This is a genomic window from Microbulbifer guangxiensis, from assembly GCF_021729075.1.
Lineage (GTDB): Bacteria > Pseudomonadota > Gammaproteobacteria > Pseudomonadales > Cellvibrionaceae > Microbulbifer > Microbulbifer guangxiensis.
In genome coordinates this window covers 88,168-104,629 of record NZ_JAJSAQ010000004.1, presented here as the reverse complement: position 1 = coordinate 104,629, position 16,462 = coordinate 88,168, and the positions used below count along the sequence as shown (strand labels likewise).

Sequence of the window (16,462 nt, the reverse complement as noted above, 5' to 3'; positions counted from 1 at the left end):
CGCTTTCAGGATGAATCACGCCATGTTCGACGCCGCTCACTGTCCCGCGGAACTGCAGTCACTGCTGGAGGAGCGCTGGCAGCGCTGGTGCGGGGCGGTGGGCGACGAGCCGATGGGCGAGGTTGTCTCCGCGCTGAATAAGGCAGAAGCACAGCTGGCAGTTGCCCGCAGTTTCATCGGTTCGGATTTCTTCGTACAGCAGTGCTGTCGCTATCCGGATCTGTTGCCGCAGCTGCTTGCGGAGGACGATCTGGGGCTCGACAGCGACTGGATGCGCACCATTGACGAGGAGGCGGAGCTGGATCGGGCCCTGCGGCGGCTGCGCAACCGGGTCACCGCCGAGGCGATCTGGCGCGATTTTGCCGGCCAGTGGGATATTCCCCGGGTCTGCAGGCGCCTGTCGGACCTGGCCGAGACCTGTATCCAGGCTGCCCTCGAGTGGCATCACCGCGATCTCATAGCGCGTTATGGCGAGCCGCGGGATCGCGATGGCAACGCTCAGTCCATGGTGGTGCTCGGCATGGGCAAGCTGGGTGCGCGCGAACTCAACCTGTCATCGGACATCGACCTGATCTTTGCTTATCCGGAACCCGGCGCGACCGATGGCGAGCGCGGGCTCGAGAACCAGAAATTCTTCCAGCGCCTGGGTCAGCGGATCATCAAGTCCCTCGATGCCATCACCGCCGACGGTTTCGTGTTCCGGGTGGACATGCGCCTGCGCCCCTATGGCGACAGCGGTCCGCTGGTGAGCCACTTTGCCGCCATGGAGGACTACTACCAGACCCAGGGCCGCGAGTGGGAGCGCTACGCCATGGTCAAGGCGCGCCCGGTGGCCGGGGACGCGGCACTGGGCGCGGAACTCATGGAGCTGCTGCGCCCGTTCACCTACCGCCGCTATATCGACTTCAGCGCCATCGATGCCCTGCGGGAGATGAAAGGGCTGATCCAGCGCCAGGTCCGCGCCCGGGGGCTGGTGGACAATATCAAGCTGGGCCGGGGCGGCATCCGCGAGGTGGAGTTCATCGCCCAGGCCTTCCAGTTGATTCGTGGCGGCCGCGAGCCGGCGCTGCGGGAGCGCAACCTGCTCACGCTGTTGCCCCTGCTGGAACAGGATGGCCATCTGGACGAAGGTGTCGCCGGGCCCCTGGCCGAGGCCTATCTACTGTTGCGCCGGGTAGAGCACGCCCTGCAGGCGGAGCGGGACCAGCAGACCCAGACCCTGCCCACCGAGGAGCACCGCCGGGCGGCGCTCGCCTATGCGCTGGGTTGCGATGGCTGGCAGGAACTGCTGGATCAACTGGCGGGGGCGCGCCGGCTGATCGAACGCGAATTCGACATCGTCATCGCGCCGCCGGAGGAAATCGCTGAGCCCAGCGCGGCGGAGGAGTGGGAAGGTCTGTGGGCCAGTTGTACCAGTGAGGAGGGCCGCGAAGTCAATCTGCTCAGCCTGCAGCGTGCGGGCTTTGCTCCACCCGAGGAGGCCCTGCAGCCCATCGCCGATCTCCACAGCTCACCCATGGTGCGGGCCCTGCCCAACGCCGCCCGCGAGCGCCTGGACCAGTTTATGCCGCTGCTGCTGGCCGCGGCCGCCCAGGAGGAGCAGCCGTTACTGGCGGTGCAGCGGGTATTACCGCTGGTGCGTGCGGTGCTGCGCCGCAGCGCCTACCTGGTGCTGATCAATGAAAACCCGCCGGTGCTGAGTCAACTGCTGCGGCTGTGCAGTGCCAGCCCCTTCATTGCCGACCAACTCGCTCGTCATCCCATCCTGCTCGACGAACTCCTCGACAGTCGCCGGCTGCTGGCGCCGGCCTCGGCGGTCGATATCGCCAATGAGCTGCGCCGGGAGATGCTCAGGGTGGATCCGGAGGACCTGGAGGCGCAGATGGAGGCCCTGCGCCACTTCAAGCAGGGGCAGGCATTGCGTATCGCGGCGCAGGAAGTGACCGGAGCGCTGCCGCTGATGAAGGTGAGCGACTCCCTCACCTGGCTTGCCGAGGCCATCCTGCAGCAGTCGCTGGTGCTCGCCTGGCAGCAGGTGGTGGCAAAGTACGGTCAGCCCGCCGACGCCTCCGCGGACGACATGCGCTTCGTCATCATCGCTTACGGCAAGCTCGGGGGGCTGGAACTGGGCCACGGATCGGACCTGGATATCGTCTTTGTACACGATGCCGCTCCCCAGGGCGTGACGGATGGCGAGCGCGCCATCGACAACCTCAGTTTCTACACCCGTCTGGCCCAACGGCTGATTCATATCCTGCAGACCCGCACCCTCAGCGGGCCGCTTTACGAAGTGGATACCCGCCTGCGGCCCTCGGGCAACTCGGGCCTGCTGGTGACCTCGCTCGCGGCCTTCGAAAAATACCAGCGCGAGAGCGCCTGGACCTGGGAACATCAGGCACTGGTACGGGCGCGGCCAGTGGCAGGCAGTGATCGCCTGAGTGCTGATTTCGACCAGCTGCGGCTCGACTTGCTTTGTTCGCCGCGGGACGAGCAGAAGTTGCGTGAGGACGTGGTGGCGATGCGCGATAAAATGCGCGCACATCTGGATAAGAGCAATAAGGATTCGTTCGACCTCAAGCAGGGCCCGGGCGGTATTGTCGATATCGAGTTTATGGTTCAATATGCTGCTCTGGCCTGGGCGCATAAAGCGCCTTCGATCGTGCGTTATACCGATAACATTCGCATTCTCGAAAGTCTCGACGAGGCAGGCCTGATGTCGGCCCACCAAGCCGGACATCTGATCGACGCCTACAAAGCCTACCGATCTGAGGGTCATCGCCTGGCATTACAACAACTGCCGGGAGTAGTAGACGGTGACCAGTACAAAGCGGAAAGAAAGACCGTTTCTACAAACTGGCAACAGCTGTTCGGCTGAAGCGCGTGCGCTCCCGCCTCTGCTGTGCTTTGTGCATAAACTGTTTTTCAGGAATCCGATTTGCGGATTTGTAGGAGTTTTCCATGTCTTTTGCCGATCGCGACGGCGTTATCTGGTTTGATGGCGAGCTGGTTCCCTGGCGGGATGCCCGCATTCATGTGCTGACCCACACCCTGCACTACGGCATGGGGGTGTTCGAGGGCGTGCGTGCCTATGAAACCGATGCCGGCGCCAGTATCTTCCGTCTGCACGACCACACCCGGCGTCTGTTCCGCTCCGCCAAGATCATGAATATGGCCATGCCCTATGATGCCGAGACCCTCAATGAGGCGCAGCGCATGGTGGTGCGGGAGAACAACCTGAGCGAGGCCTACCTGCGGCCGATGGCCTTTTACGGCTCCGAGGGAATGGGCCTGCGCGCCGATTCCCTGCAGACCCATGTGATCGTGGCCGCCTGGGAGTGGCCCAGTTACATGAGTCCGGAGGCGCGGGAGCTGGGTATCAAGGTGAACACCTCGTCCTATACCCGCCACCATGTGAACATCAGCATGTGCAAGGCCAAGGCCAACGGCAATTACATCAACTCGATGCTGGCCCTGCAGGAGGCGATCCGCAACGGTTGCGAGGAGGCCCTGCTGCTGGACCCCGAGGGTTACGTGGCCGAGGGCAGTGGTGAGAATGTTTTCATTGTCAGCGATGGCGTGATCTACACCCCGGAGCTGACCTCATGTCTCGATGGCATCACCCGCAACACGGTGATCGAACTGGCCCGCGAATGTGGTTACCAGGTGGTAGAAAAACGGATCACCCGCGACGAGGTTTACATCGCCGACGAGGCCTTCTTCACCGGTACTGCCGCAGAAGTACTGCCGATCCGCATGCTGGACGGCCGCACTATTGGCGCGGGCCGCCGCGGTCCCATCACCAAGCGCCTGCAGGAGCTGTACTTCGATGTGGTGCAGGGCCGCAGCGCGGCGCACCGCGGCTGGCTGACCGACGTAGTGGACCAGCCGCCGGAGGTCACGGCGAAGATCGCCTAATTGAGTGCCAGTTTTGGTTTGAAAGCCCGGACATGTCCGGGCTTTTTTGTTTGAGGGTGATGGTCCAGTGCGGTGGCGGCGGGGCACCGGGGGCGACCTTTCGAAAACGCACGAGTACGTCCCTGTAGCTCCGTCTGTGACGTCCCTGTCACAGACGGTTTCGAAAGGTCGCCCCCGGCACCCCTCCTTCGGTTCCAGGCTTTGTGGGCAGTCCATGATCAATCCGGTCGCAAAGGGCTGGTCAATGTTGCTTGAGGATCGTCTTGCTGCAGAGCAGGACAGCAGGCTCCAGGACTAAACTAGATAAGCTCAATGAGACGTGAATCGAAGGCATGGCGCCAGATGGATGCTTCCGAAACCGTCGGCGACATAGACGTCGCCGCCGGAGCATACAGGGAAGTACTTGTGCGTTTTCGGAAGCATCCATCTGGCGGCTTGCCGCCACGCAACCCGCCGCTCCCCAAGAAAAGAAAAGCCCGGAGAACCCGGGCTTATACAAAGTGAAAAACAGTGGCAATCAGCAGGCGCTGGTATCCGGTCGGCCGACGCAGTAGTAACAGAAGCCGGCTTCCTCCATTTCCTCCGGCTCGTACTGATTGCGGCCATCGAAGACCACAGGGGCCTTCAGCAGGTTTTTGACTTCGGCGGTATCCAGCGCCTTGAACTGCTGCCACTCGGTGGCCACGATCAGGGCGTCCGCGCCCTTGAGGGCCGCCTCTTTGGTGCCGCAGAGCTCGAGGTCGTCGCGGTCGCCGTAGATGCGCTGGCACTCTTCCATCGCTTCCGGGTCGAAGGCGCGCACGCTGGCACCTTTTTCCCACAGGCGCTCCATCAGGACCCGGCTGGGTGCCTCGCGCATATCGTCGGTATTGGGTTTGAAGGACAGCCCCCAGAGTGCGAAAGTTTTCCCCTGCACACCACCCTCGTAGTGGGCGAGAATTTTCTCGGCCATATAGTGCTTCTGCTGCTCGTTGCGGGATTCCACCGCCGCGAGGATTTCTGCGGAGAGCCCCAGCTGTTGAGCTGAAGAGATCAGGGCCTTGACGTCCTTCGGGAAGCAGGAACCACCGTAGCCGATACCGGCGTAGATAAACTGGTAACCCACACGCGGATCGGAGCCAATGCCGCGGCGCACGGCCTCGATGTCGGCCCCAACCTTGTCGGCGATATTGGCCATCTCGTTCATGAAGCTGATCTTGGTGGCCAGCATGCAGTTGGCCGCATACTTGGTCAGCTCCGCGCTCTTCACATCCATCACCAGGATTTTCTCGTGGTTGCGGTTGAAGGGCGCGTAGAGGTGACGCAGCTTTTGCTCGGATTGCTTTTCCGAGGTGCCGATGATGATGCGGTCCGGGCGCATGCAGTCGGCTACCGCTGAGCCTTCCTTGAGAAATTCCGGGTTGGAAATTACATCGAAGGCCAGGTCGCTGAGACCGCGCTCCGCCAGTCGCTTGCTGACGGTTGTCCGTACCTTGTCGGCGGTGCCGACGGGTACAGTGGACTTGTTGATGATGTATTTCTTCACCGTCATGTGCGTGGCAATGGTGTCGGCCACCGTGAGCACGTGGCGCAGGTCGGCAGAGCCGTCCTCGTCGGGGGGCGTGCCGACGGCAATAAAAATGAGCTCGCCATGCTCGACGCCGACGGCGGCGTCAGTGGAGAAAGAGAGGTTACCGGTGGCAATGCTCTCTTTGACCATCGGCTCGAGGCCGGGCTCGTAAATAGGGATATGGCCCTGTTTCAGGCGGGCGATCTTGTCTTCATCGATATCGATACAGACCACTTTGTTGCCGGCCTCCGCCAGCACTGCAGCTTGCACCAGGCCGACATAGCCGGTGCCGAAAACGGTGACATTCATCCGTGGGACTCTAGGGTTTGATGATTACTGATTTTTGAAAGTTCTTGCTGGCTGTCCGGGGCAGTTTTCTCTGCGGGACAGGCCAGCTGGTTGCGCACCAGCAGGACTGCCAGCGGGATCCAGTAGAAGATCCAGATATAGCTGGGTTTGACCAGCGGCTGCTGGGCGTAGATCAGCATGGCGAGGGCGCCGAAGCCGAACCAGACCAGGTAAATGCCCGGCACCCAGCTGAGCAGCTGATCGCGGCGCAGGCCGATAAAGGCGATGGCGAGCAGCTGCCACAGGCAGGCGGCGACGCCCACCAGACCGGCGAAGCGGGCCACGTCTAATAAATAATTGTGCGGGTGGGGCAGCACATGGTCCAGTTCGATGAACTGCTTGTGTACCAGGCCGCTGCCGATCCACGGCGACTGCAGAAACCCTTCCAGGCTCTTGGCCCACAGCTCCAGGCGAATGGAATAGGCGGCACCGCGGTGCAGCAGCGGCAGGTCGCCGTACAGGAGCAGGTAGGCTGCCGGCAGGACTGCAACCGCGCCCAGTATCACCAGCACCCGCAGGACTTTCGAGTGGCTCACCACCGCGGCCAGGCAGATGGCGAAGGCGGCCATCACAATCGGGATCTTGGTCTGCGAGACGACGATATAGACGCAGCCGAGGCCCAGTCCCAGCCAGGACAGTGCGCGCCAGCGGCGGGAATCCAGTGACAGACCGTAACAGCAGAACAGCACATGGAAGCCGTAGAGCATGGCGGTCTTGTCGATATTGTTCTGCATCGAGATGCCGCCGATGCGGTACAGCTTGCGGAAGCCGCCATCGAGGCCATACACCACCAGCGAGGCGGCGCAGGAGACCGTACCGAGCACAATCAGCCAGCGCAGCCAGCGGTGCAGCATCCCGTCGCCGCGCTGCTCCATCACCAGAAACAGCGCGCAGTAAAACAGCACGAAGTAGGCAAGGACCTTGAAGTAGAAGCTGATATCGCGCTCCACCGTGGCCGTCGTATTGTCGGCCCACAGCGTGGAGACTGCCAGTATCAGGGGCACGCTGATAAAACAGGCGAACTGCCAGCTGCGCAGGAATGCCCAGTCCCGCCGCCAGGCCAGTAGCAACAAGGTGGCCGGTAACAGGGTCAGGTAGAACACCGTCTGCAGGCGACCCACATCGGGCAGCAGATGGAAGCCGACCAGCATCAGTAACAGGCTGGCGCTGGCAAAACGGATGAGCCCGGTGACCCAGCGGGACTCAGGCTGGCGGTAAAGTTCGTGAAGCGGATGGGGGTTACTGCTACATCCAGACATGATTATTTGATCCACACATAGTTGTGGCTGTACGGCAGGTTCATCGAGGTCTCGACGATGTACTGGGCGTACAGGGTGTTGTTGATTTCCCGGTGGAAGAATTCCCGGCAGCGGCCGGCCCAATCCCGGCGTTTGTCGTCGTCCGAATGGAATTCGACAATCCGCTGCAGCAGAGATTCCTCACTGTCGAAATAGACCAGCGTCTCCGCCGGCATGAACTCATCGAAGCGCGCCCCCGCGTGGGTGAACACCAGCAGGCCATTGCCGGCCAGCTGTGCCATGCGCGCCGAGGAGTACCAGTGGAATCCCTCCTGCCGATTCAGGTTCAGGCCCATCTTGCTGTTGGCGAGGATGTGATCGTAGTCGCGGCCCCACAGGGTCGGTTGGTCGTACATGCCCGGGGTGCGGAAGTTCAAATCAGCCGGCAGGTTGTCCTTCAGGTACTGGACGATTTTGCCGCGCTCGGTATACGCCTGGGCCTTGCTGCAGAACAGCAGGTCCACTTCCAGGTCGCTGTGCGCGCTGCAATCGGCTGTCTCCACTGATGGGTCGACCGGGTTGGGCATATGCCAGAGACTGGCCCGCTTGCCCTCATAGCGCTTCAGGTCCTCGACGCCGGTGGAGACAAACATGGCATCGGCGATCTCGCAGCGCCTGGCGATGTTGTCTGAATTGCGCGGCACGAACAGCGGGTCGTTGTTGCAGGCGGCGATCACGGTCTGCGGGCGCAGCCGGCGGATCTCGGCAAAGGTCTCGTTGTCAATCAGGTCACAGTGACCGAAGATCACCAGGTCCGGCTCGAACGCCTCCACGCTCTGCAGCAGGCGCTGGTTAACCTTCTTGCGGCTGACCAGTTCGCGAATACGGAAGGGTGCCTCGAATGCGGCTACATCCCGGTCGCTGAACGCGAGCACATTGTGCCCGGCGCGAATCAGCCCGCTATACAGTTTGAGCGCCCAGCTGACCGAGGTGTGGCCATATTTGCGCTGCTGGTGATTGTCGACGTGGATGATACGCATAGGGGTGGGTAACACTGGATGAACGGGTAAAACGCCGCATAGGGTGCCGTACTGCTGCTCCGGCCTTTCCCTGCTTTAGTCGGCGAGACTCGGCAAAAGCCGGCAAGGGTCAAGTGTTCGGCGTCGATACTGGGTCGGGATTATACCGGCGGCGCGCGGAAGACGTCCATTTGGCAGCCGGTGAGGAAGAGCGGTTCCCCGCCGGGTAGCGGTTGAGCACAATAGCGGCCCCTGTGACCGGTTCTATAGTACAGGGTGATCGGGTAGCATTGGCTCCCGCGGCCGGCGGCCCACTACCAATCTCTACACCAATCTCTAGAGTCGGGGTTCTCCATTTGCGACTGACGGTCTGGCGTTTTCTCGACGGTAATCGCGCCCACGAAAAGCAGACGGCGGCGCTGGTCAGCGGTCTGCGTACCTGCGGTCGCGAGGTTGAGTGTCACGATATCCCCGCTACCCGTCCCGGCAAGCTCCTGCTGCGCGGTCTCGACCGGCAATTGGACGCACTGCCGCAGCCGGACTTTATTCTCGGCGCCGGCCATCGCAGCCACTGGTCGGTGTTGTTTGCGCGCCGCTACTACGGTGGTCGCAGTGTGGTGGTGATGCGCCCGTCGCTGCCGCTGCACTGGTTCGATTTCGCCATCATCCCCGAGCATGACCGTCCGCCTCCGCTGGAGAGTGTGATCCTCAGCCAGGGCGCCCTGACCGAACCGCTGCCGCGGGGGCAGCGCCGCCCGGGCAAGGGGCTGATCCTGCTGGGCGGGCCGAGCAAGCACTTCAACTGGGATGCGAGCGCTGTACACGGTAGCCTGCAGCGCCTGCTGTCCGAGCCCCTGGACTGGACCCTGTCCGATAGCCGGCGCACACCGGCAGGCAGCCTCGAGGGCCTGCCGGCCGGATCCGCTACCATCTGTGACTGGCGCGAATGCCCACCCGGTTGGCTTGCTGGGCAGCTGGCAGAGTCGGAGCAGGTCTGGGTCACCGGCGACAGTGTGTCGATGATCTTCGAAGCCCTGCAGAGCGAGGCGCGGGTCGGGGTCATCACATTGCCGAGCCGCCGGCGGGCCAACAAGGTGCGCGCCGCGGTACAGAGGCTGGTGGATCAGCAGCGGCTGACCGACCGTGTGGAGGATGTTGCAGTCCCGGTGGGGCCGCCGCGGGATCCCCTGGCCCAGGAAGTCCTCTGTGCGCGTGCACTGCTGCGCCGCAGCGGACACCTGGCTGATTGAGCATGCGCTGTTGAGGTGAGCATGATCCTGATTTCGACCCAGTGTTTCCCACCCCGGCGCGGCGGTATCGAAAACCTGATGGCGGGGCTGGCGGACAACATCGGCCGCGCCGGTAACGAGGTGCGGGTGCTGGCCGATCGGGTCGGGGGGGGCGAGGATGCCGCAGCCGGAGCCTACGAGGTACGTTTCTTCGGCGGCTGGAAACTGTGGCGTCGCCGGCGCAAGGCGAGTGCCGTGCGATCTGCAGTTCGTGCCGGAGGAGTCGAAGGCGTTTTTGCGGACTCCTGGAAAAGCGCCGAGCTTCTCGCAGGCCTGAAAGTGCCGCTGGCGGTGCTCGCTCACGGTATGGAGTTTCCCGCCCACCCCAGTGATGCCAAGCGTGCACGGATCCGGAAAGCGCTGGCCGCGGCCGATAGCGTGATCGCCAACTCCGCCTACACCGCCGGCCTGGTGCGCCCTTATCTGGAAGATGAATCGCGCCTGATCGTCATCAATCCACCCATCGATGCCCAGCCGGAGGCTCAGCCACAGGCGCTGTCAGCACTGGACAAAGTGATCGCCGGGCGGGAACCGCTGCTGCTGACGCTGGCGCGTCTGGAGCCCCGCAAAGGGGTGGATGCGGTGATCCGGGCGCTGCCGGAGGTGCGCAGGCATCATCCGCAGGTGCTGTATGTGGTGGCGGGCAAGGGCAGTGACCGTCCCCGGCTGGAAGCGCTCGCCGCTGCCGAGGGGGTTGCGGACTGTGTGCACTTCGCTGGCGCCGTGAGTGATGCAGAAAAGGCCGCCTGGTTTTCCCGGGCAGACCTGTTTGTGATGCCGGCGCGTCGCGAGGGGGACTCGGTAGAGGGATTCGGCATCGTGTATCGCGAGGCCAACTGGTATGGGGTGCCGGCGCTGGCGGGCCGCGAGGGCGGAGCTGCCGATGCAGTGATCGAGGGAGAGACCGGGCTGCTGTGTGATGCCGCCGACCAGGCGGATGTCACCGCCCATCTCCTGTCGCTGCTGGATGATCCCGGACGTCTCCGGCGCATGGGAGAAAATGCCGCCGCCCTTGCCCGTGGAGAGGGGCAGTGGCGCAACGCCGTTGAGCAGTTCCTCGGCGCGCTGCGTTAGGTATCGCATCAGACGCGGGCGCGCAGGGGTGGGTTCAGGAACGGGAGTACCTGTCTTCGAAGCGAACGATATCGTCCTCGCCCAGATACGAGCCGGACTGCACCTCGATCAGCTCCAGCGGGATGCTGCCCGGGTTCTCCAGCCGATGCTTCACGCCGAGGGGAATATAGGTGGACTGGTTCTCGCTCAAGAGCATCTGCTGTTCACCACAGGTCACCCGCGCAGTGCCGGAGACCACCACCCAGTGCTCGGCCCGGTGATGGTGCATCTGCAGGCTCAGCTGGGCGCCGGGGTTCACCACGATCCTCTTGACCTGGAATCGCTCGCCGGCATCCACTGAATCGTAGTAGCCCCAGGGGCGGTAGACCTTGCGGTGCACCATGGCCTCCGGTCGGTTTTCCGACTTCAGCCTCTCGACCACCTTTTTTACATCCTGCACACGATCTTTGGCGGCCACCATGATGGCATCGTCGCTCTCCACCACCACCAGGTTGTCGAGACCGATAAGCGCAATGAGCTTGCGATCATTCTGCACGTAACAGTTTCGGCTGTCGTAGAGGATGACATCGCCGTCGGTCGTATTGCCCAGTTCATCTTTGTCGGAGATCTCCCAGAGTGCGGACCATGAGCCCACGTCACTCCAGCCGCAATCGAGGGGCACCACGACCGCATCGTGGGTCTTTTCCATCACGGCGTAATCGATTGAATCTTCGGGGCTCTCGAGAAATGCGCTTTTCCCGGGCCTGATAAAATCCGCATCCTGCGATGCTTTTGCCATCGCCCGTTCGCAGGCGCTCAAAATATCAGGTCGATGTTTGCCCAGTTCTTCCACATAGCGGCTGGCACGAAACAGGAACATGCCGCTGTTCCACAGGTACTCGCCGCTTTGCTGGTATTTCTCCGCGGTGGTGGTGTCGGGTTTTTCGACAAACTTGTCCACTCTGAAAGCCGCGTGCTCCTGGGCGTGTATTTCGCTGCCCCGGCGAATGTAGCCATAGCCGGTTTCCGGCGCGGTGGGCAGGATGCCGAAGGTAACGAGTGCGCCCTGGCTGGCAAAATGACTGGCGTGGGAAGCAGCCTGCAGGAAGGCGGCAGTATCGCGGATGGCGTGGTCGGCGGCCAGTACCAGCAGCAGCGGATCGCCTTCGCCGGAAGCCAGGCTGTGCAGTGCGGCCAGGGCCACCGCCGGTGCCGTGTTGCGCCCGGCCGGCTCCAACAGAATGGCGCCGTGGGGCTGTCTGCTCGCGCGCAGTTGCTCGGCCACGGTGAACCGGTGTTCCTCTCCGCAGACGATCAGGGGCGGCAGGTGCTCGAGCCCTGCGAGGCGGGCGCAGGTCTGCTGCAGCATGGTCTGGTCACCGCACAGGGGCAGGAACTGTTTCGGATAGAGCTGGCGGGAGAGCGGCCACAAGCGGGAGCCGGAGCCCCCGGCCATTATCACGGGCAGAATCATGATTCTGGAGAGCCCTTTCAGCGAGCTGGGTATTGGCGGCAGCAATTGCCACAGCTTTGTCATTCCTTGACTGATCAGTATGGACGCCGGACGAAGATGGGGCCATCCCGCGTGTTCGGGAGGGGGCGGGGGGGGAGTGACGGTACCTAGGAGTTGCCGCGCTCCGCCTCCTTCCAGGTGATGTTGCGGTCGGAGATTTCCCAGCGGATGCGCCGCCACATCCGCTCGATCCGCCTCTGGATATAGCGCTTGCGGGAGTGGGGGAAATATTCCGCCAGCGGCAGGAAGGCGGCGCAGCCGATGCCATCGATCAGGACGAGTTCCGGCTGACCGGTCTCCTCGCGGATCACCAGATTGTGGGGCAGGATGTTCTTGGTCAGCAGGCCGGTTTCCCGCAGCCACCGGGCAAAGCGATGCAGAGCCGCCTCAATCGTCTCGTCGAGCCCGTTGCATTGCAGGTAACGCTCAAGGGTCATGGCCGGCTGGCCGTGCTCGTCGGTAACCAGCTCGGTGACCGCAGCCGGTCCCTCGGAGGTCGCCTCGATGCCATACCAGCGGGCCAGGTGCCGCCAGGCATTGCTCGCCTCCCCGGCATTACGCAGCGCCCGCTGCCGGTAGCCATCCTGTTCGCGCAGGTTGTCATCAAACCGGCGGTTGCCCGCGAGTCGTTTGTACCAGGGCGCACGGCGGCGCAGTTCCTCGATCCGGCCGGTGCGCATCACCTTGACGCATTTTCCCGAATCCTGGGGGTGCCGGAAGCAGTGGCGGTTGCCGCCGCTGGCAAAGGGAGACTGTCCGGAGAGATCGATCACACATTCCTCCCCGATCTTTCCGCGAGCAAGCGCTCGTAAAGCGCCATGGTCCGCTCGGCCTGGGCTTTCAGGGTGAATTCCTCCTGCAGCACCGGGCGCGCGTCGCTGTCAAGCAACTCGAGGGTCTTGTTTTTCAGCGCCTGGATATCCCCGTCGGGCACCAGTCCCTGCGGGAAGCACGCCTCCAGGGACTCCGCCGGGCCACCGATATCGTAGCCAACCACCGGCGTTCCGATGGCCGCGGCCTCAATCACGGTGCGACCGAAGGGTTCGGGGCGCTTGGACAGGTTGTACACAAGGGCTGAGGCGCTGTACCAGTAGCGGATATCGCTGCGCTGGCCGACGAAAGAGACCCGCTCCTGCAGGCCGAGCTCCTCAGCCTGCTGGCGCAGCTCTTGTTCGTAGTGCTGTTTGTTCGGCTCGGCACCGCCCAGCACCACGCCGTGCAGGTCATCGCGCTCGAGGTCGGCCAGCAGTCGAAGGAAATCTTCCTGGCCTTTCCAGCGGGTCAGGCGGCCGGGCAGCAGCAGCCAGCGCTTGTCACGCAGCGCGGGGAACTCGGACTCCACGGATTCCCGCCAACCTGCCGGTGGGGTCAGGCCCGGGGAGAACTCGGCGGTGTCCACCCCGCGGTAAATGACTTCCGGGGGGCGCTGCAGGTGGCGGCTGTAATTGGCGGTCAGGTAATCGCGGACACAGCGGGAAATGGCGATGACCTGTTCGCTGCTCGCCATGATGGCGCTGTAGCGGTTGATCGAGTAGAGCCCGTGGGCGGTGCTGACCAGCCGGGGCCGCTGGCGTAGGTCGAGTTTTTTCCAGGCGAAATAGGTGAGCCAGGCCGGTATGCGGGAACGCACGTGGAGGATGTCCGGTTGCTCGGCGAGGATCAGCTGTCGCAGCGGGCGCACCTGGCGCAGGCTCAGCAGCGACTTGCGGTGGATGGGGGCGGATACATGGCGGGAGCCCTCCAGTTCGAGCTGTTCCACCATTCTGCCGCCATTAGAGACGACGATGGAATCATGCCCCGCAGCGACCAGCGCGCGGGCGAGGTCCAGCGTGCCGCGCTCGACGCCACCGGAATTCAGCGCTGGCAGCAACTGCATGACTTTCATCGGGGCCTCACATTAGCCTTGCCTGGGCAGGTGGCGCCGGATCAGTCCCGGGCCCCCACAGGCTTCGCGCAGTGATCCCGGTGCAGCGGTTTCCGGGAGGTTGTCACCCACGGCGAAGCAAAGCTGGGCATTATAGACATCCCTGTCGATGGGGTATAGGCTGCCAGAATTTCCCGCCCGGCGAACATTGCCGCTGCCTGCCGGGATTTGGCCGGTGACTGGAGTTGACGTTGCAACCACTGCTGGACATCTGTATCTGCACTTGCCAGAGGCCCGGGGAGCTGGGCCGCGCGCTGGAAAGCCTCGCGCATGTCGACTTGCCGGATGCGGTGCGGGTGTCCGTCACCGTGGTGGACAACGATCCCGGGCAGAGCGCCCTCTCCGTGGTCCGCGGTCTGGAAAACAGCTTTCCCCTGCCCATCTGCTACGCTGCCGAGCCCCGGCGCGGTATCCCCTTTGCCCGCAACCGCTGCCTCGACGAGGCCCAGGCCAAGGGTGCCGATTACCTGGTGTTCATCGATGACGACGAGTGGGTGGCCGCTGACTGGCTACAGAAACTGTACAGTTTTGCCCGAGGTGCGGGTGGGGGCGCGGTGGTTTGCGGCAGTGTGATCAGCCTGCTGCCCACATCGGCGCCGGACTACTACAACATGTTTTTCTCCCGCAAGCGGCGCCGTACCGGCGAGCGCCTGCCATATTGCGCCACTAACAATGTGCTGATCCCCCTGGCCGAAGTGCGCAGGCTGGGGTTGCGATTCGATGAGTCGCGTCCATTTGCCGGCGGGGAGGACGTGATGTTCTTTACCGCTGCCTCCCTGCAGGGGGTTGCGATCTTCCATTGCGCCGAGGCCGTAGTCTACGAGGATATTCCCGAGTCTCGCGCCAACCTGCACTGGTTGGCGCGCCGCAAGTATTCCGTCGGTATTACCCTGGCCCAGCAGAAACTGGCTGGCGGCCGCGGGCGTGTCGACGTGCTGGCGTCTGCATTACTGCAACTCTTCATGGCCTCAGCGGTGTGTATCCTCAGCCTTGCGGTGCGCCGCCAGCGGGAGCGGGCATGGCTGCGTGCCTGCCGCTCCGCCGGTATGGCCTGTGGCGTATTTGGGGCCGAGTCCCAGTTTTACCGCCGCGCCCACTCCTGAGCACCACCGCTGGGCTATTCTCGATCTGGCGGCTGCGCGTATAGCCGGAAGGCGACGCCGTGGTCGGGGGCGGGTAAACTGTCGCCCTTTTGCGCTCTAACCCGAATAGCCAACGCCCGCATGCAGTTTTTCTACACCTGGCTCCTGCGCCTTGCCCTGCCCGTAATCCTGTTGCGCCTCTGGTGGCGGGGTCGCTCCATGCCGGCCTATCGGCAGCGCTGGCGGGAGCGTCTGGGTCAGGTGCCATCCCGTGCGAGCCACCGCCCGCTGGTCTGGGTGCACTCGGTTTCCGTGGGAGAGACCCTCGCCGCAGTGCCGGTGATCGAGACACTGGCCGCCCGCCACCTTGACTGGCAGTGGCTGGTCACCACCACCACACCAACGGGGTCTGAGCGCGTGCAGGCGGCACTGGCAGCGAAGCTCGACGGCCGCCTGCTGCATTATTACCTCCCCTATGACCTGCCTGAATGTCTCACTCCCTTTCTGGAGCGCCTGCGCCCGGGGCTGCTGATCATCATCGAGACCGAGCTGTGGCCCAACATGCTGCGGCTTTGTGAAAAGCGCGATATTCCCGTATTGCTGGCCAACGCGCGCCTCAGCGAGAAGTCTGCCGAGGGATATGGCCGCTTCGCCTCCCTGACGAAAAAAATGCTGAACCGACTGTCCCGGGTGGTGGCCCAGTATCCGGCGGATGCCGAGCGGTTCGTGCGCCTGGGCCTGCCACCGGAACGCCTGCGCACCAGTGGCAACATCAAGTTCGATCTCACCATCGACCTGGGGCTCTCCAGTGAGGCCCAGGCCATCCGCCACCAGTGGCGCGGTGGCAGCAGGCGCCCGGTATGGCTCGCTGCCAGTACGCATGAGGGGGAAGATGAGCTGGTGCTCGAGGCGTTCGAGTGCCTGCGCGAGCGCTTCCCGGACCTTCTGCTGGTGCTGGTGCCGCGCCACCCGCAGCGCTTCGACAGCGTTGCGCGGCTTTGCCGGCAACGCGGTTTACACTGCCGCCGCCGCAGTGACGGTGGTCATGTGAATGCATCGGAGCAGGTGCTGATCGGGGACACCATGGGCGAGTTGTTGCGCTTCTACGGCGCCAGCGATGTGGCGTTTGTCGGCGGAAGCCTCGTGCCGGTGGGTGGCCACAACATGATCGAGCCGGCCGCCTGGGGGGTGCCGGTGGTCTGCGGGCCTCACCTGCACAATTTCAGCACCGTGGCGGAACTGCTGCTGGAGGCGGGCGCCCTGCGGGTCGCGGAGTCAGCGGAGGCGATCGCCGGGGTGGTGGCGGAGTGGCTGGAAGATCCTGAAATGCGTCGCCGGGATGGCGCAGCCGGTCGCCTGGTGGCAGAGGCCAATACCGGGGCCCTGGGGCGCCTGCTGGAGGAAATCGAAACGCTGTCGGCTGGGCTCTGATGGCAGGTTGCGGGTAGATCGCGGATACAAACAAAAAAGCGGGGCATAGCCCCGCTTCAGAGTGAGAGTTGTCGATCAGCCTCGCCATGCTTTCTAAATTG

12 protein-coding genes are annotated in these 16,462 nt (G+C 63.5%); 6 read left to right on the top strand and 6 right to left on the bottom strand.

Annotation, left to right across the window (positions count from 1 at the left end; genetic code table 11):
• Positions 1 to 22: 22 nt before the first annotated feature.
• Complete coding sequence (gene glnE, locus LVD12_RS10005; protein ID WP_237067571.1) at positions 23 to 2,875, top strand: bifunctional [glutamate--ammonia ligase]-adenylyl-L-tyrosine phosphorylase/[glutamate--ammonia-ligase] adenylyltransferase; 2,853 nt, start codon at positions 23 to 25, stop codon at positions 2,873 to 2,875.
• A gap of 83 nt (positions 2,876 to 2,958) precedes the next feature.
• Positions 2,959 to 3,915 carry a branched-chain amino acid transaminase gene (locus tag LVD12_RS10000; RefSeq protein ID WP_237067570.1) on the top strand — a complete coding sequence of 319 codons (957 nt, stop codon included), beginning with the start codon at positions 2,959 to 2,961 and terminating at the stop codon, positions 3,913 to 3,915.
• A gap of 517 nt (positions 3,916 to 4,432) precedes the next feature.
• On the opposite strand, the gene LVD12_RS09995 is transcribed toward LVD12_RS10000, so the two are convergent.
• The 3 genes from LVD12_RS09995 to LVD12_RS09985 are packed head-to-tail and all read right to left on the bottom strand — an operon-like array spanning position 4,433 to position 8,090.
• The gene (locus LVD12_RS09995; RefSeq protein WP_237067569.1) at positions 4,433 to 5,773 is read right to left on the bottom strand and encodes a UDP-glucose dehydrogenase family protein; all 1,341 of its coding nucleotides are present in this window, start codon (positions 5,771 to 5,773) and stop codon (positions 4,433 to 4,435) included.
• Positions 5,770 to 7,071: an O-antigen ligase family protein gene (locus tag LVD12_RS09990; protein ID WP_237067568.1), complete on the bottom strand. Its 1,302-nt coding sequence runs from the start codon at positions 7,069 to 7,071 to the stop codon at positions 5,770 to 5,772. Before LVD12_RS09990 ends, LVD12_RS09995 begins: the two co-directional genes overlap by 4 nt.
• Before the next feature lie 2 nt (positions 7,072 to 7,073).
• Positions 7,074 to 8,090, bottom strand: a complete 1,017-nt coding sequence (locus LVD12_RS09985) for a glycosyltransferase family protein (protein ID WP_237067567.1) — start codon at positions 8,088 to 8,090, stop codon at positions 7,074 to 7,076.
• Between the two features lie 335 nt (positions 8,091 to 8,425).
• On the opposite strand from LVD12_RS09985, the gene LVD12_RS09980 reads away from it, so the two are divergent.
• Both LVD12_RS09980 and LVD12_RS09975 read left to right on the top strand, forming a co-directional pair.
• A complete protein-coding gene (locus tag LVD12_RS09980) occupies positions 8,426 to 9,319 on the top strand; it encodes an ELM1/GtrOC1 family putative glycosyltransferase (protein WP_237067566.1) in 894 nt (297 codons plus the stop codon).
• A gap of 21 nt (positions 9,320 to 9,340) precedes the next feature.
• Entirely contained in the window at positions 9,341 to 10,432 is a 1,092-nt protein-coding gene (locus LVD12_RS09975; protein WP_237067565.1) for a glycosyltransferase family 4 protein, read from the top strand.
• A 34-nt stretch (positions 10,433 to 10,466) separates the two neighbouring features.
• Here LVD12_RS09975 and LVD12_RS09970 read toward each other — a convergent pair whose 3' ends face one another.
• The 3 genes from LVD12_RS09970 to LVD12_RS09960 all read right to left on the bottom strand — a co-directional run bounded on the left by LVD12_RS09970 (position 10,467) and on the right by LVD12_RS09960 (position 13,809).
• On the bottom strand, positions 10,467 to 11,885 hold the full coding sequence (locus LVD12_RS09970; RefSeq protein WP_237067933.1) for a mannose-1-phosphate guanylyltransferase/mannose-6-phosphate isomerase: 1,419 nt from the start codon (positions 11,883 to 11,885) through the stop codon (positions 10,467 to 10,469).
• 146 nt (positions 11,886 to 12,031) lie between these two features.
• Positions 12,032 to 12,697, bottom strand: a complete 666-nt coding sequence (locus tag LVD12_RS09965) for a YrbL family protein (RefSeq protein WP_237067564.1) — start codon at positions 12,695 to 12,697, stop codon at positions 12,032 to 12,034.
• A complete protein-coding gene (locus LVD12_RS09960; protein ID WP_237067563.1) occupies positions 12,694 to 13,809 on the bottom strand; it encodes a glycosyltransferase family 4 protein in 1,116 nt (371 codons plus the stop codon). Before LVD12_RS09960 ends, LVD12_RS09965 begins: the two co-directional genes overlap by 4 nt.
• Before the next feature lie 230 nt (positions 13,810 to 14,039).
• Here LVD12_RS09960 and LVD12_RS09955 point away from each other — a divergent pair, with 230 nt between their 5' ends.
• Both LVD12_RS09955 and waaA read left to right on the top strand, forming a co-directional pair.
• Complete coding sequence (locus LVD12_RS09955) at positions 14,040 to 14,951, top strand: glycosyltransferase family 2 protein (protein WP_237067562.1); 912 nt, start codon at positions 14,040 to 14,042, stop codon at positions 14,949 to 14,951.
• 120 nt (positions 14,952 to 15,071) lie between these two features.
• Positions 15,072 to 16,361, top strand: a complete 1,290-nt coding sequence (gene waaA, locus LVD12_RS09950) for a lipid IV(A) 3-deoxy-D-manno-octulosonic acid transferase (protein WP_237067561.1) — start codon at positions 15,072 to 15,074, stop codon at positions 16,359 to 16,361.
• The last annotated feature ends 101 nt before the right edge of the window (positions 16,362 to 16,462 follow it).

Bases quoted from the DNA above. Each gene is read 5' to 3' on its own strand.
- glnE (WP_237067571.1), top strand. From the start codon at position 23: ATGTTCGACGCCGCTCACTGTCCCGCGGAACTGCAGTCACTGCTGGAG.
- LVD12_RS10000 (WP_237067570.1), top strand. From the start codon at position 2,959: ATGTCTTTTGCCGATCGCGACGGCGTTATCTGGTTTGATGGCGAGCTG.
- LVD12_RS09995 (WP_237067569.1), bottom strand. From the start codon at position 5,773: ATGAATGTCACCGTTTTCGGCACCGGCTATGTCGGCCTGGTGCAAGCT.
- LVD12_RS09990 (WP_237067568.1), bottom strand. From the start codon at position 7,071: ATGTCTGGATGTAGCAGTAACCCCCATCCGCTTCACGAACTTTACCGC.
- LVD12_RS09985 (WP_237067567.1), bottom strand. From the start codon at position 8,090: ATGCGTATCATCCACGTCGACAATCACCAGCAGCGCAAATATGGCCAC.
- LVD12_RS09975 (WP_237067565.1), top strand. From the start codon at position 9,341: ATGATCCTGATTTCGACCCAGTGTTTCCCACCCCGGCGCGGCGGTATC.
- LVD12_RS09970 (WP_237067933.1), bottom strand. From the start codon at position 11,885: ATGATTCTGCCCGTGATAATGGCCGGGGGCTCCGGCTCCCGCTTGTGG.
- LVD12_RS09960 (WP_237067563.1), bottom strand. From the start codon at position 13,809: ATGAAAGTCATGCAGTTGCTGCCAGCGCTGAATTCCGGTGGCGTCGAG.
- waaA (WP_237067561.1), top strand. From the start codon at position 15,072: ATGCAGTTTTTCTACACCTGGCTCCTGCGCCTTGCCCTGCCCGTAATC.